A 15012-nucleotide genomic window follows, 5' to 3' on the forward strand; every position below is an offset into this window, starting at 1 on the left:
AGTAACACTCTTTAGTGGAAAAGTTAATAGATATTGGAAGAGGACCGGTTTCATCGTTCCTGGACTTGTTGCTTGCTGATAAGGCGACGAAAAAGAATATCATTTGGGCAACGGATACATATGAATCGTTGGGTCATGGATTTACGGATAAAGAACAAATGGACCAGACACTTTTGCTGCAACATGCGGAGCTTATTAAACCACGAATTCAGAAAACCCAAGAAACACAGGCGAAGCGAACTCGAAAAAAGGCAGAGGTGTTTACTCCAGCGTGGCTCTGCAACACGATGAATAATTATTGTGATGAAGAATGGTTCGGAAGAAAAAATGTTTTTAATATAGAAAACGATAATTGTACATGGACAGTTATCGAAGAGCCGATTGAATTCCCGAAAAGAAAAACATGGAAACAATATGTGGATTCCAGAAGACTTGAGATTACCTGTGGTGAAGCGCCATATCTTGTATCCCGTTATGATGTATCAACAGGAGAGCTGATTTATCCGTTGAAGAAACGAATCGGACAACTAGATCGCAAATTAAGAATTGTGAATGAAAATGCTCTTGACTATAACGAATGGGTTAAATGGGTAATCCGGGCTTTTGAGGCCTCATATGGATATGAGTATCAGGGTGACAATTTATTAATCGCTCGTGTAAACCTATTGCTGACATTTATTGAATACTATACGGATCGATGGGGATACGAACCAGACATTAAGCTAATTCATTTAATAGTGAATAAAATTGCGTGGAATATTTGGCAGATGGATGGTCGACAAGATACGGTTCCCCTTGGAAAACCGTATGAAAAGTATCACCAGCTAACGATGCTTGATACAACTCTCGATACAGAGTGTGAGGGAAAAAAGAAAGATGTACCTTGCAGAGTTTTTAATTGGCGAAGCAAGTTTTCTCTCGAGTTCCAAGAAATTAAAGGAGATTTAATTATGAGCAATAAACTATTCAATTTTGTAATTGGAAATCCACCGTATCAGGAGGAATTCTCATCGGATGGAAATAAAACCTATGCTTCACCGGTTTACAATATTTTCATGGATGCAGCAGGTGATGTGGCAGAACGTGTTGAATTGATTCATCCGGCGAGATTTCTTTTCAATGCGGGTTCTACGCCAAAGGCTTGGAATAAAAAAATGCTAGCCGATACGCATTTTAAGGTATTGAGATATGAGGAAGATGCTACAAAAGTATTTCCCAATACCGACATCAAGGGAGGCGTGGCAATTACGTATCGTGATGCCAAAAAAGAATTTGGGGCGATTAAAGTATTTACAAAATACAATGAATTGAACAGTGTACTTGATAAGGTTACAAAGAATTCAAGCTTTGAAGGAATGAATTCTATTGTTGTTACGAGAACAGCCTTCAGATTGACAGGCAAGATGCATGAAGACTATCCGGAAGCCATTTCTCAGCTGAGTAAGGGACATGCATATGATATGTCTACTAATATTTTTGATAAGCTTCCACAAATTTTTTTTGATAAAAAACCATCTGATGGAGAAGAGTATATACGTGTACTAGGAAGAGAAAACAATCAGAGAGCCTATAAGTATATTCGCAAGAATTATGTGAATGAAACAGTAAATTTACATAAATACAAATTGTACCTACCAAGTGGGAATGGCAACGGACAATTTGGAGAGAAACTTGCATCGCCTGTGATAAGCGAACCAGAGGTTGCAGCGACAGAAACATTTATTAGTATCGGTGCATTTGATACTGAATGTGAAGTGAATGCTATCCTAAAGTATGTTAGTGGAAAATTTGCAAGAGCACTTCTTAGTGCTTTAAAGATAACACAGCATTTAACTCCAGCGGTGTGGAAATATGTACCCCTCCAGGATTTTACGTCCAATTCCGACATTGACTGGTCGAAGACCGTGCATGAGATTGATTTACAGCTGTATCAGAAATATGGCCTTTCCGAGGATGAAATCGACTTTATCGAAACGCATGTAAAGGAGATGGAATAATGGCAGGAATTAAGATAAATACTACTACGAAGGTGGTACCTCAGTGCTATGCGTATACGACTCCAGATGTACCGAAACATGATGGATGGACGAAGATTGGTTTTACCGAGAGAGATGTTGAAACTCGTATTAAAGAGCAGACGCATACGGTGGGAATAGAGCACAAAATATGTTGGCATCTCCGAGCGGCTTACATGACGGAGCCATTTGGTACATTTACAGACAAGGACTTTCATGCCTATTTAAAGAAACTTGGAGTCTCACGTGAACAGGGAACGGAATGGTTCCAAATTGAACCCGAAGCTGCTCGATTTGATTTTATTGATTTCACACAGAATCACGGAATCGTTTCGAGTAGTGATGAAGCAACTGTAATTCCATACGAACTTCGGGGTGAGCAGAACGATGCCGTTCAGAGTGCATATGATTATTTTAAGGCACATGAAAAAGGCGAATTCCTTTGGAATTGCAAACCGCGTTTCGGAAAGACGCTTTCCGCATATGATCTGTGTGCACGGCTAGATGTGACGAATGTACTAATTGTCACGAACCGTCCGGCAATTGCGAATTCGTGGTATCAGGATTATGAGACCTTTTTTGGACCAGAGTCCGGATATTTCTTTGTCAGCAGTGTAGAAGGTATTAAGGATAGAAAATATGTTCTGAGCCGACAGGAGTATCTTGAAAAGTTGCAGGAAACTGATCTTGAAACCGTGAAGGGATGCATTGAATTTGTCAGCTTGCAGGATTTGAAGGGATCAATATATTTCGGCGGAAAATATGATAAGCTATCTGAGCTAAGTAGAGAAAAAGGTGTGGAATGGGATATCCTTATTATTGATGAAGCCCACGAAGGAGTCGATACATATAAGACGGATACCGCATTCAGTCGTATTTCTCGTAAGTATACGCTGCATCTTTCCGGTACGCCTTTTAAGGCGCTCGCAAATGACAAGTTTAGTAATCAGGCGATTTATAACTGGACGTATGCTGACGAACAGAAGAAGAAGCGTGATTGGGATGCTTCCAGCGAACTGGAGAATCCATATGCAAAGCTTCCGCGCCTATCATTATTCACCTATCAGATGTCAGATATTGCCAGCGATAAGGTGAGTAAAGGAATTGTACTTTCAGATGACGATGTTGAAGAGTATGCATTTGACTTAAACGAATTCTTCCTGACAAATGAATCCGGCAAGTTCGTTCATGATAAGGATGTGGATAAATTCTTAGATGCTTTAACTACACAGGAGAAGTTTCCTTTTTCCACAGAAGAATTACGAGATGAACTAAAACATACTTTTTGGCTCTTGAATCGTGTAGCAAGTGCGAAAGCACTTGCAAAGAAATTGGAGCTTCATCCAGTTTTCAAGGATTATGAAATCATTTTGGCAGCAGGTGATGGAAAACTAGATGATGACGACGAAGCCGAGAAATCCTTTGATAAGGTCACAAGAGCAATAAAGAACTATGATAAGACCATTACGCTTTCGGTTGGACAGTTGACAACCGGCGTGACGATTCCGGAGTGGACTGCCGTTTTGATGCTCTCTAATATGGCAAGTCCGGCACTGTATATGCAGGCCGCTTTCCGTGCACAGAACCCATGTTTATTCCACGATGCGCAAGGAAATTCTTATCGGAAGAAGAATTCATATGTATTTGACTTCGATCCGGCACGGACATTAACAATCTTCGAGCAGTTTGCCAATGATTTAATTCCTGCAACACCGGATGATAAAGGAAACTTTGATCAGCGTAAGCAGCATGTTCGGGAATTGTTGAATTTCTTCCCGGTCTATGGAGAAGACGATCAAGGAGCGATGGTTGAGTTGGATGCAGAATCCGTCTTAACTATTCCGCGTCATATTCATGCGAAAGCAGTTGTGGAACGTGGATTCATGTCAAACTTCTTGTTTGCCAATATTTCTGGTATTTTTGGTGCGCCAAAGGAAATTATTGACATAATCAATAACATGCAGGCGATAGAAGAACCGAAAAAATTGGATCCGGTTGGCGTGAATGAAAACACTTCGAAAGAACTTAATCTAAACGATGATGGAGAGATCGAAATTCCAAGAGAACAAGTCGTAGGAGTAGCAAGCGATTTGTTTGGAGAAAAAGTGTATGGCGACGTAATTGAACAATTGGCACAGACCGTTTCTGACATTACAGAAGAACATGCGGCAATTCATGACACAAAGAAAGATGAACTGGGAACGCTGAGAGAGAAGTTTTCAAAGCCAATCGCAGACACCCTTATGGAAACCGCTCGACAGCAGTATGGAAAAGAGTTAAAAAAATCTACTCAGAATCAATTGGAGCGACAGATTAAGGAAACTACGGATACTGTGGTAAATCGTGAGTATGGAGACTACACGATTCGTGATCATCAGCTTAAAAAAGAACAAGATGATAAAATTGCGGAAGCACAGAAATCTGGTGCATCAATGGCAGAAATTACACAGTTGGACGATGAGTATACACAGCGGAGGCTCCAGAGTTACAAGGAGATGGTGGATAACATTCACAAGAAGTTGAACAGTGAAGATACCGTCAAAAAGGCAGCCGAGACCATTGTTGAAACTGTAGAAACCGAAAGGCTCAATAATGAGAAGGATTCCATTGAGGGTAGTATCCGAGATCATCTGCGAGGTTTTTCTCGTACGATTCCGGCGTTCCTGATGGCATACGGGGATGAGAATACTACGCTGGAGAACTTTGATTCCCTTGTACCGACAGATGTATTCTGGGAAGTAACCGTTAATCCGCAGAATGGGGAGGGCGTTTCTCTTGATCAGTTCCGGATGCTTCGCGATGGTGGTGATTACGAAACAACCGATGAAAACGGCAACACGATAAAGAAACATTTTGATGGACATCTTTTTGATGAGGTTGTGTTCAACGATGCAGTCCAGGAGTTTATGAAGAAACGTCTGGAGTTAGCAGATTATTTTACCGGAGAGCATGATGATGATATTTTTAATTACATTCCTCCGCAACGGACAAACCAGATATTCACGCCAAAGCCAGTGGTAAAGGATATGGTTGATTCTTTGGAAAAAGAGAATCCGAACTGTTTTGATGATCCGAATGCCACATTTGCGGATTTATATATGAAGTCTGGAATGTACTTGACAGAGATTGTCACCAGACTTTACCAGAGTGAGCGCATGAAAAAGCTTTTCCCTAATGATGAAGAAAGATTGAATCATATATTTTCGAAACAGGTTTATGGGTGTGCTCCGACAGAAATTATATACCGAATCTGCTTGCGGTACATACTTGGATTTAACGAAGAATTCTGTATCGAGAAGAATAATATCAAATTGTGCGATACTCTTCAGTTTGCAAAAGAGGGAAACCTGGAATCAGAACTAGAAAATTTATTCGATTTTAATTAGTGAGTACTCACGCACTCAATTGAGTTAAAATATTCGGCTTAATCTGTTGGAATTACTGAGTTTCCATACTGTTGGTACAATCAGGTGCGTCCTCATTCCTACAATGGCTACAGGACACCTTATGAGAAATATGCTTTTGGAAATTAGATAGTGGTGTTACAAAAATGCTTGACCACTACGACTGTAGATGCATGAATAATGGAGATTGATTATGAAAAGAATTCTTACTGTGTTAATCACGCTGGTTTTCGCTATTTTGTCCTGGAGTACCTTTGCGTTTGCAGGATCTAATGATATTTATGGACGTAACGCCGGAACATGTGGAGATAGCGTAAAGTGGAAAATGGATGACGACGGAAATATGACCATTCATGGAACAGGGCCAATGAAAGATTATTGTAGCGGGGACTGCCCTAGTTATTGTGGCTTTGCAAATGATTTTTACATCGGACCACACGTGAAAACAGTAACATTTGAAGATGGCGTTACGAGCGTTGGTACATATGCGCTGACTACAAATGGACTGGGAGGAAAAACCACATCCAATATTGAATCGGTAACTATCTGTTCGTCGATAACATCGATTGGAGAATCTGCATTTAACCGGAATTCTGTAAAGAATATATACATTTATTCCGAAAACGTTACATTCGGAAACAATGCTATATATTCTGGAACTACAATTTTCGGCTACTCCGGTTCAACCGCAGAAACTTATGCGAAAAAGAACGGCAATACATTCGTCGCTATGTGCCAGACTCATACGGAGAATATCAAAAATGCCAAAGACGCGACTTGTACAGAGAATGGATACACTGGAGAAAAAGTTTGCTCAGTATGTGGTGCTGTTACAGAGTATGGACATACAACTGCGGCATTGCATCACGATTATCAGCTTATGAATCAAAAAGCTGCAACGTGCACGGAGTCTGGATACTCTGGAGATTCCATATGTAGCCGATGTAATGATGTGGAATCAGAAGGAACCGTTATAGATAAGCTAGACCATGAATGGGAGACAGAGTATCGCATCGATAAAGAACCAACTTGTATGGAAAAAGGCAGTAAATCAATTCACTGTGCTAATTGTTCGGCCACAAAGGATCGGGTAGAAATTGATGCGACAGGACATAAATATACTCATGTAATTCAGAAGGCACAAATTGGAAAAGCTGGAAGAGAATATGATAAGTGCACAACGTGCGGTTCACAAAAGAATGAAAAAACGATTAAAGCACTGACGCCGCAGAAGACGACTTTAAAGAAATTAAAGGCGGGTAAAAAAACATTTACCGTGTCGTGGACGAAAAAAGCATATTCAGGGTATCAGATTCGATATAGTTTGAAATCCTCGATGAAGTCCGCTACATATAAAAATGTTTCGGCAAGTAAGACTTCTTTGAAGGTGAAGAAACTAAAAACAAGAAAGAAGTATTATGTACAAATTCGGACGTACAAAACGGTTAATGGAAAGAAATGCTATTCAACATGGTCATCCGCTAAAAAGGTGAAAATAAAATAGCAAACAAGTCATTCGGAGCCCGGCTCCGGTTGACACCCACTTCGGGCATAATTTAAGTTTCGCTAAGTTTCACTGAACAGCAATTTCCAAAAGAGGTAATCGCTAATGAATATTCCGTAGCAATGAAACCGGGGGATGCAAACAACGCCATGAATAACGCCACCGGTAAAAATGGCGTTATTCATGGCGTTAAAGAGCCACCTAATAAGAAACAGAGACATTGTTGTTCGTGCCCATTTCTCTTAAAAAGCCAGACTATTCTCATTCAGCAGGAAGTCGTAGACATTCATGATCAACACACCCGACTCATTGTAATAAGGTGCAGGTGTATCTTTGGTAATGATCATTCGCTTGAAGAAATCTCCCGTCAACATCAAAGATCTCTGTTCCTGCTCCATTTTGGCCTGATCGGGAATCGCATAAGCAGACTGGATATAATAGCGCTTGGAACCCTGGTTGCAGACAAAATCAATTTCCAGCTGTTTGCGGATGTTGGTGCCTTTCTCATTGGTTTCATACTGCATGATGACACCCACATCCACATTGAAGCCCCTCATTTTCAGCTCGTTAAAAATAATATTCTCCATGCTGTGAGTTTCTTCAATCTGACGGAAATTCAACCGGGCATTGCGAAGTCCCATATCCGTAAAATAATACTTTACCGGTGTGTCAATGTATTTCCTTCCCTTCACATCATATCGAATTGCGCTGTCAATCAGGAAGGAATCACAAAGATAATCAATGTACCGCTTGATTGTGGAATTGCTGATTTTCTTTTTCTTAACCGTTTGAAATGTCGCGGACAGTTTCTGCGGATTAGTCAGATAACCGATCGCGGAGGACAGGATATTTAAAAGCTCTTCTAATTCTGCTTTGTTGCGAATATTATGCCTGCCAACGATATCCGAAATATAGGTTTCCTCAAAGAGAGATTTCAAAAACGCAATTTTCTGATCCGGCGTGGTAAACTCAAGTACCAGTGGAATACCGCCATAGAGCATATACTCATTCCATCCGTCCTGCTTTGTACCCGAATAGACGGACATGAATTCAGCAAAGCTTAAGGGATACATATGCACCTCATCGCCGCGGCCTCGGAACTCAGTAATGACATCCTTTGAAAGAAAACGAGCATTACTTCCGGTTACATATACGTCTACATTTTTCATACGAATCAGACTGTTGAGAATCGATTCAAACTCTCCCAGCAGCTGTACCTCATCAAGCAATACATAATACATAGCATCATCTTTAATCTGCTCTTTGAGATATGGATACAGCACATCCGGATCGCGATATTTCTTGTTTTCGAAAGCATCAAAAGCAATCTCAATGATGTGATCTTCATCTATTCCATCTGACAGCAGATGCTCCTTAAATAACGTAAAGAGAAGATAAGACTTGCCGCACCTGCGCATACCGGTTATGACTTTTATAAGACCGTTATGTTTCTTGCTGATGAGCGTATTCAGATAACGATTTCTTTTAATTTCCATGTATAGCACCTCCTATTGAAGATTTTTGCGGTTTACCGCAAAAATCTTCAATAGGATTATATCCCGTCCGGAACCGATTTACAACTACCGTATTTAAGATTTTTGCGGTTTCCCGCAAAAATCTTAAATAGCCTAACTTATCAAAATCCGGAGACAGGTGCCAACCGGTCAAAATTTACTTTCTAAAGTCATCGTACATGCCGGAGATGTTCTGGCGGAGCGTTTCAATCCGGTGGATGCTTTCGCGCAACTCAGCGATGAGCGCTTTTTCTTTTTCGGCAATTCGTTTCTGCTTTTCCGGGTCGATGGCATCGTATTGCAATTCACAGAGCTGCTTCGGGTTAATGGCAAAAATCGTACTGCCGGTCTGTGCAACGCGGAGGCACAAGTTGCCGTCATCACTGTCGAAGAATGCTTTTAGGTAATAAGGCTCTAAAGTGTCGTTGCATCTTACGACAATGAGATTCCCCGTCGCGATAATATTTCGATTCTCGATATTTTCCGCAACTGCCGTGCTGATTTTGGTCCCCCGAGCGGAGATAATTACATCGCCGTCTTGAAGCATGTATTTCTTGTACTTTTCAATTCTGTCAATATGCACTTCCACAAGTTCTTCATCCATGTAGCCGTTGCTGATGTTGGCCAGATTCAGGAGATAGCCGTTTGGTGCCTTGCCGCAGAGATTCGACATTTCTTTCTGCTTATCGGACGTAATCTGAGCCCCTCTGAAAATGTCTCGGGTTCCTTCGGAAAGCTTCCGAGCGTTGGTAAAACAAACTTTTTCATCCAGAACGTACCGCATCGGGTCGAAGGAGTAGGTGTTATCCGCAATCGTCCGAGGTGCAACTTCAATATAGTCGTCGGAAGGACGGTTTTCGTCCTCAAGATTTGCACCGCCGTTAAAATACAGGTCTAAAATCTTTTCCCTTTCGGTATCCGTAAGCACATTCCGGAATTTTATTTTTTCATAATAAGAAGCGGCGTTCACCATCTTGACGCGATCGTTGTTCTCGCTCAACACCAGCATGGCGATTTGGATGCCGGTATTCATGAGCAGGCCTTCCGGCAATAAAACGACGCCTTCCAGTGTTCCCGATTCCAGCAGCTCTTTCCGGAATTCTTTTTCGGATTCCAGATACAGCAGGCTTGCGCGGATGAAAGCAATTCCTTTGCCGCCTTTCTTCAGCATCTTTCGCATTGCCCGGATGTATGCCCATTCGGAAGAGTGAACGGAAACGCGCTTTGCTGTTTTTTCATCAAACAATCCGCATGACAGAAGCTGCTTGGATTCGAGCCGCTGCTTTATCGGCATGTGGCAGAAAACGGCATCGTACTGAGGAAGTTCCGGATTGCGGAAATCCATATCGAATACATCTTCACAGCGAATGTGGTTCGTATCCCGATTCAGAATGAGCATTTTCATCCGGGCCACGATTGCGTCCTCTTGTTTGATCTCTATGCCGTGAAGCTCGCCGGCTTTTTCGTGGATTGCGGTTTTGGTCAGAAATACACCTTGGCCGCAGCCGATATCCATTACGGTCTTGGATTCGGAAGGGGCAAAAACCGCTGTGGCGAGTTTCTCGATATCCCCGCTTGTGTACGACCCGTAGATTTCATTATCCCGATTCCGGTAAGCGTTTACAAAATCAGGCACATCGATGTCATCAATGGTGTCCAGTGTTTCTCGAATTCTCTGAGTGTCTTTTTCAGCGGCAAACAGATTGCGGAAGATGAATGTGAGAATGTCCCGATGCTCCGGACGCACTGCGGTATTTAATGTTTCATGCGCTTCCGAAAGCGTATCCTGTGCCAATGCGTCATCCAGCGCTTTCCGTTCTAAAATTCGATTCAACGCGAGCACGCCGAATGTAATTTGGTTCTGAATGTCCGATTTGATATTTTTCAACATGATTGACCTCCTAAAAATAAGTTTGGTATTTGATAACCTAAAAATAACACACGCGGGTGCGGTCGTCAAGAACTTTTTTGGTATTTGATAACCTAAATCCTACAAAGCGACGTTTTTTGCCTTTACGGATTTTTCAATAAATACTATAATTAAAGCAATCTCAGTGTTCGGATGAGTATAGAAAAGGTGCGTGGAAGTATGATGGCAAATCCGATTTTACTCCAGAAAAAATATGCTCGCGTTATTGCGTGCTTTGCCAAACAGCAGGGCATTTCATTGGACGAAGCATTGGATTTATTTTATCGTTCCGAAGTTTACCAATTAATGCGTGAGGGCGTTTCCGATATGCATTGCATGAGCGATCTGTATCTTGCAGAAGAATTAAGACTGGAATATGAAGAGCGAGAGTAAATTGGGGAAACAGTGTTTACCCAATTTGAAAAGCTTTCGACGGACAGCACCGGCAGAAAATCATATTGAGTTGATAGGAAACCGCCGTTAAAGTGCCGGATACTATGAAAAAATGCCGGATAGTTTAGGCGGAGTGCCGGATACAACGTTTGAGAGAAATATACAGAAGAATAATAATCAGCACAAACAGCACAACACAAAGGAGGTACACATGGCGAAGGAATGTTCTATATGCGGAAAGAAATTGGGTTTCCTGTCGGGGAAAGTGGCGGTATCAGATGGAATCGTTTGCGATTCCTGCTGGTTTGCCGCGGGCCTGGATTTGAGCATTAATTCCATGATGACCTCGAACACGCGCACCGTGAACCAGCTCCGGGACATGATTGAGATCGAGGTGCTCAAGCGGGCGGCGGAGCTGACGGGAAGGACAGATTTGGCGGCAGCGGTACCGCAGGCAGAGGTTCCGGCAGAGAAGACCCCGGCGGTAAAAACAACACCGGCGCGGAAGGTGGAGACGACCGATGCCAAACCGGTGGACATCATTCTGGAAGTGGGTAAGGACCGGAAGGTGAATTTCCAATGCGCGGGACAGCCGGTCATCAACCTGGAAGATTTGATTCAGGGCAATGAGATGATCATCGGAGATGGTTTTATCTATAATCGGAGCAAAGAAACCTTACCGGACGTTCGAATCGCCTGCGAGTTTCAGCCGGCCATTGTGGACCCGGGACTCCTGTACTACGAAGAGGGTACTTTTACTGCGGGCGTAGAAGGCAAATTCGAAATCGACGACCCGCCGGTGAACCTGGAGGAATACGCGAAGATCAAACGCACCCGGAACGGCAAAATCCGTTTCACCCTGTTCATGGGGGAGCAGGAGGTGGGCACCGCGGAGTGCAGCATGCGGGTGAAGCCGGCGCCGGAAGAGGAAATGCAGAAATACATGAAATCGGTGATGTACGAGACGGAAAAGAACGCCTCCGGTCCGGTGAACGTGTTTTTATATGCCCGGGCGGACGGAACCTTCGACGAGGATCTGATGCGGCGGCCGGACCTGCTGTACGCCATGTACGCCAACGGTCAGGAGCAGCTGATCGGGGACGTGTACGTGGCCAACGAAACCGGCAAAAAGCTCAAGAACATCCAGTTCCGGGCGGATTTTACGTCGGATATTCTGGAACCGGTGGATGTTTTTCTGGGGGATGTGCCGGCGGGGGAGAACATCGTCTTTGAGGTGGACGACCCGGCCATCAACCTCCGTAAATTAGAGCAGATTACGGAAATCGAGACCTGCACCGCTACCTACACCCTCACCGTGAACGGCAAAAAAGTCTCGGAGGCTTGCGGCCGTGTGACGATCTGTCCGTACGACCAGTGGAACGGCGCACTGGTTCTGCTGCCGGCCTACATGACGCCGAACCATCCGGACATCATCGGGCTCCTGCAGCAAGCGGCGCGTTGGATGCAGAAGGAGGGCATGAACCCATCTCTGGAAGGCTATCAGGGCGATGCCAAAAGGGTGGAAGAGATGACCATGGGCGTGTACAACGCCATAAAAGAAGCCGGCATCATCTACTCGAATCCGCCGGCCAGCTTCTTCGGACCGCAGCGGGTGCGTCTGGGGGAGACGGTGATGCAGCAGAAATTTGCTACCTGCATGGACATTACCGTGCTCTTCGCTTCCTGCCTGGAATCCTTCGGGCTCCACCCGGTCCTGATTACGGCACCGGCTCATATTTTTGCCGGCGTATGGCTGACTTCCAAAGGCAGATGCAGCGAACCGGTTCTTTCCGATACGGCGCAGCTGCGGAAGCTCATCAAAGAGAAGGAACTGGTGGCTTTGGAATGCACCGCCATGACCCTGGGGAAAAACCTTTCCTATAAAGAGGCGAAGAAGGAAGCGGAAGAAATCCTGAAGGCACTGGACGAAAATAAAATCCCGGATAACGATTGCATCGACGTGCAGCTGGTGCGGAACATCGGTATCCGGCCGATTCCTATGCGCCGAAATCCGGCAGGTGTCATCGCGGAACCTTCGGTGGAAGCGCCGGCCATAGCCTCTGGCGAGGCGCCGGCGGAAACCGTCGAAGGTGCTGGCAAGGCGCCTGCTGAGACCGCTGCGAAGGCACCTCGCAAAAGCCCGGCGAAAGAAAAGCCGGCAGCTACGAAAGAAGTGCCGGCAGCTCCGGAAATCGCCGAAGTTGCCGAAGCCATTGAAGCTGCCACCGTCACAACGGCAGCGGCCGCAGCCTCCGCGGAACCCCTCCGCTATATTCGGGAAGAGTACCGCGTGTTCGAGAAAGACCTCTCGCAGATCACCATCGATAATTTCTACGATCGTCAGACCAAAAAGCTGATCAAGGAGGCCATTTCGGAAATCGTGCAGGTGGAGGGCCCAATCAGCCAACCTGCCCTGATTCGCACCCTGATAAATTCCACCGGTCTGGGCAGAGCCGGCAAAAACATCTCGGAACACCTGGATAAGCTGGTGGCCACGGCAGACGTAAAAATCACTCGTCAATCCGGGGTTCGCTTCCTGTGGAATCACGGTTCGAATCCGGCAGACTATCACACCTTCCGTTTCCAGGAACAGCGGAACACGGAGGACATCTGCAAATACGAACTGAAGAACGCCGTGTGCTGCCTGCTTCAGGAGAACGGCCCTATGACCAAGGAGGAAATCACCAAAGCCATGGTGAGCCTGCTGGGATACAGTCGCTCCAGCCACCGCATCGAGGAATGCGCGGCGGACGCCATCAAGGCGGCCCGGGAGCTGAAGGCCATCGAGCAGAATGAGCGGAAGCAGTTTGTAGTGCGTTGAGGAGTAAGAGATGAAGGAATATACCCCACCTTTCCAAATGACGGAAGAAATCAAAGTACCATCCGCTGGTGAAGGACTTTGGTTCATGAGTATCAGGAAGTATATTACAATGCGTTGCAGACGGCAAATAATATGGGGGAGTCAACTGTTTTTGTAGAATTTATGCTTGAAATAATTCGGGATGCTTTGCGAGAAATTGAAACTCAGAATACGCAAATGTATTGGCAAGCACACTTGGAATTACATCCAGACAAGCACAAAGAATTTTGGCGAAGCTAAAAAAAGCGGGAAAAATTGTTCGCCATGGAGCTAGTAAGAACGGATGGTGGGAGGTCCGCTAGGTGTAGATTGCTTTTCGGAGGCAGGTTTTAATTGCATGGTGCCGACATGCTCATGTCGTAGTAAATGTCGTAAGAAAACAGTTCGCAACTTTTTCCCGCCGCATAGCGTGCGGGTTTGGCCCGGTCGACAAGGCGGAAAGGTACCGGGCAAGAAGGGGCCGGCCCGGGAGGAGATGATAAGAATTGATGCCGAACGGGGAACGATGGGGGCGTTCGTCGTCAATTCTTTTCTTTTGATATGATGAGAAGTAATGCGCGGGGGCCTCCGCGCATTACTTCTCCTTTTGGAATGATGATGTGAAGAGCTGAGCGGAGGCCGGGCCTCTGCTCAGCTCTTTTCGCTTTGGAATTAAGATGAAGAAAAGCGATGCGGGAAGGCCGGTGGGCCTTCCGCATCGCTTTTCTTCTTTCATCAGACGGCGGCCCGGGACTAATTTGGGCCGCCGGCCGAAAACTCACCGGGACTTGGTGCACTGGGAACGGAGTCACAAGGTTTTGCGGGTAATCGTGCACCAAGTCCGGGCCGCCGGTCGATCGAAAACTCACCGGGACTTGGTGCACCGGGAACGGAGTCACAAGGTTTTGCGGGATTTTGTGCACCAAGCCCGTGCCCCTGGCGGGCCGAAAACCCTTCGGGACTTGGTGCACCGGGAACGGAGTCACAAGGTTTTGCGGGATTTTGTGCACCAAGTCCGGACCGCCGGCCGGTCGAAAATCCTTCGGGATTTGGTGCAAAAGGAACGGAGGTACAAGGTTTTGCGGGTAATCGTGCACCAAGTCCGGACCGCCGGCGGGCCGAAAACCCTTCCGGACTTGGTGCAACGGGAACGGAGGTACAAGGTTTTGCGGGTAATCGTGCACCAAGTCCGGACCGTCGGTCGATCGAAAACTCTCCGGAACTTGGTGCACCGGGAACGGAGGTACAAGATAATATGAAATGACCTCACATTTGTAATATCGTGGATTCGCCACTATACTGTAATTGACGACTAAATCAATAGACAGTGGTTTACCACATACAAAAGGAGGTCATTTATGAATAGAATACTAAAAATCGGAATGGATGTCCATAGCACCAGCTACACTTTATGTGCAATGGAGCCCGTGCTTG

General features: G+C 45.1%; 7 protein-coding genes. 5 read left to right on the forward strand and 2 right to left on the reverse strand.

The genetic code is table 11. The annotated features are described in order from the left end of the window. Positions 1 to 14 precede the first annotated feature (14 nt). The 3 genes from FYJ65_RS09820 (at position 15) to FYJ65_RS07925 (ending at position 6923) form a co-directional block, all read left to right on the forward strand. Entirely contained in the window at positions 15 to 1997 is a 1983-nt protein-coding gene (locus tag FYJ65_RS09820; protein ID WP_328603047.1) for an Eco57I restriction-modification methylase domain-containing protein, read from the forward strand. Continuing rightward, a complete protein-coding gene (locus tag FYJ65_RS07920) occupies positions 1997 to 5401 on the forward strand; it encodes a DEAD/DEAH box helicase family protein (RefSeq protein WP_154554782.1) in 3405 nt (1134 codons plus the stop codon). The genes FYJ65_RS09820 and FYJ65_RS07920 overlap by 1 nt, the downstream gene beginning before the upstream one ends. A 211-nt stretch (positions 5402 to 5612) precedes the next feature. After that, complete coding sequence (locus FYJ65_RS07925; protein ID WP_154554783.1) at positions 5613 to 6923, forward strand: fibronectin type III domain-containing protein; 1311 nt, start codon at positions 5613 to 5615, stop codon at positions 6921 to 6923. A 242-nt stretch (positions 6924 to 7165) separates the two neighbouring features. On the opposite strand, the gene FYJ65_RS07930 is transcribed toward FYJ65_RS07925, so the two are convergent. Then, positions 7166 to 8419 carry an ATP-binding protein gene (locus FYJ65_RS07930; protein ID WP_154554784.1) on the reverse strand — a complete coding sequence of 418 codons (1254 nt, stop codon included), beginning with the start codon at positions 8417 to 8419 and terminating at the stop codon, positions 7166 to 7168. 175 nt (positions 8420 to 8594) lie between these two features. Further along, the gene (locus tag FYJ65_RS07935) at positions 8595 to 10328 is read right to left on the reverse strand and encodes an N-6 DNA methylase (protein WP_154554785.1); all 1734 of its coding nucleotides are present in this window, start codon (positions 10326 to 10328) and stop codon (positions 8595 to 8597) included. A 171-nt stretch (positions 10329 to 10499) separates the two neighbouring features. Between FYJ65_RS07935 and FYJ65_RS07940 the strand changes: the two genes are divergently transcribed. Both FYJ65_RS07940 and FYJ65_RS07945 read left to right on the forward strand, forming a co-directional pair. Beyond that, on the forward strand, positions 10500 to 10739 hold the full coding sequence (locus FYJ65_RS07940; RefSeq protein WP_331469458.1) for a hypothetical protein: 240 nt from the start codon (positions 10500 to 10502) through the stop codon (positions 10737 to 10739). A 265-nt stretch (positions 10740 to 11004) separates the two neighbouring features. Beyond that, on the forward strand, positions 11005 to 13560 hold the full coding sequence (locus tag FYJ65_RS07945) for a DUF3320 domain-containing protein (protein ID WP_465223472.1): 2556 nt from the start codon (positions 11005 to 11007) through the stop codon (positions 13558 to 13560). Positions 13561 to 15012 lie beyond the last annotated feature (1452 nt).

The sequence above is a fragment of the Mogibacterium kristiansenii genome, from assembly GCF_009695905.1.
In the GTDB taxonomy this organism is placed as follows: domain Bacteria; phylum Bacillota; class Clostridia; order Peptostreptococcales; family Anaerovoracaceae; genus Mogibacterium_A; species Mogibacterium_A kristiansenii.

Excerpts from the sequence above, each read along its gene's own strand:
- FYJ65_RS07920 (WP_154554782.1), top strand. The coding sequence starts at position 1,997 with ATGGCAGGAATTAAGATAAATACTACTACGAAGGTGGTACCTCAGTGC.
- FYJ65_RS07925 (WP_154554783.1), top strand. The coding sequence starts at position 5,613 with ATGAAAAGAATTCTTACTGTGTTAATCACGCTGGTTTTCGCTATTTTG.
- FYJ65_RS07930 (WP_154554784.1), bottom strand. The coding sequence starts at position 8,419 with ATGGAAATTAAAAGAAATCGTTATCTGAATACGCTCATCAGCAAGAAA.
- FYJ65_RS07935 (WP_154554785.1), bottom strand. The coding sequence starts at position 10,328 with ATGTTGAAAAATATCAAATCGGACATTCAGAACCAAATTACATTCGGC.
- FYJ65_RS07940 (WP_331469458.1), top strand. The coding sequence starts at position 10,500 with ATGAGTATAGAAAAGGTGCGTGGAAGTATGATGGCAAATCCGATTTTA.